The sequence below is a fragment of the Corallococcus sicarius genome, assembly GCF_003611735.1.
Lineage (GTDB): Bacteria > Myxococcota > Myxococcia > Myxococcales > Myxococcaceae > Corallococcus > Corallococcus sicarius.
This window is the reverse complement of record NZ_RAWG01000651.1, coordinates 1-1,067: the sequence shown is the minus strand read 5'-3', so window position 1 is coordinate 1,067 and position 1,067 is coordinate 1. Positions and strand designations below refer to the sequence as shown.

Here is a 1,067-nt window from a genome sequence, read left to right as displayed (position 1 = left end):
GGCTCGGGTGGGGCAGGGTGCCCGGCTGGAGCGCTGCGCGGTGTTCGAGGAGACGGAAGTGGCGCCCGGCGAGGCGCTCGCGGAAGTGCTCGCGTGGGGCCCGCACCGGGTGCCCGCGCCGCTCACGGGGCGCTGAAGCTCCCGGCGGGGGACTTGCGGGAGGCCCGTGGACACGGGCCTTCCGGCTCAGGCGTTGTGCCAGCGCGCCAGCACGCAGGTGACGTTGTCGTTGCCGCCCGCCGCGTTGGCCAGGTCGATGAGCTGGCCGCACGCCTTCTCCAGCTCCGGCGTGCGCGACAGGATGTCCTGCATCTGCGCGTCGGTGACCATGCCGCTCAGGCCGTCCGAGCACAGCAGGAAGACGTCGTTCTCCAGCGGATCCACGCGGGTGACGTCCACCTGCACCTGCTCCTTCATCCCCAGCGCGCGGACGATGACGTTCTTGTGGGGGAAGTTCTCGATCTCCTCGGGCGTGAGCTTCTTCGCCTTGAGGTAGTCGTTGAGCAGCGAGTGGTCCTCCGTCACCTGCTGGAGCATGCCGCCGCGGAAGAAGTACACGCGGCTGTCGCCCACGTGGCCCACGTAGGCCGCGGTGTCGCTGAAGTGGACGGACACGATGGTGGTGCCCATGCCCTTGTACTTCGTGTCCACGGTGGCGCGCTCGAAGATGCGGGCGTTGGCCAGCTTGATGCCGGTGGACAGCCGGTTCTCATCGTAGTTGCGCTGCTTGTCCATCTTGAACGGCCAGGTGGCGTCCTGGTCCTTGGACGTCATGCGGAAGAACTCACCCAGCTCGTCCACCGCGATGCGGCTGGCGATCTCTCCGGACGAGTGACCGCCCATGCCGTCCGCCACGCACACGAGGTTCTCCTCGGTGAGCACGAGGTAGTTGTCCTCGTTGTGGTTCCGCTTCATCCCGACGTGGGTGCTGCCGGCGACCTCGATGCGCATGCGTTGGGACTCTTCCGGGGGAGGCGTGAAAACCGAGGGCGCGACGTTAACAAAGCGCTCCAAAAGGGGTCAAAAAGCTCTCGCTGATGAGGATGCCCCCATCCTCCGGGTACGGG

At 67.1% G+C, this 1,067-nt stretch carries 1 protein-coding gene; it reads right to left on the bottom strand.

All coding sequences use genetic code 11. From position 1 onward, the window contains the following. Positions 1-186: 186 nt before the first annotated feature. Entirely contained in the window at positions 187-951 is a 765-nt protein-coding gene (locus D7X12_RS41500) for a Stp1/IreP family PP2C-type Ser/Thr phosphatase (protein WP_120630579.1), read from the bottom strand. Between the last annotated feature and the right edge of the window lie 116 nt (positions 952-1,067).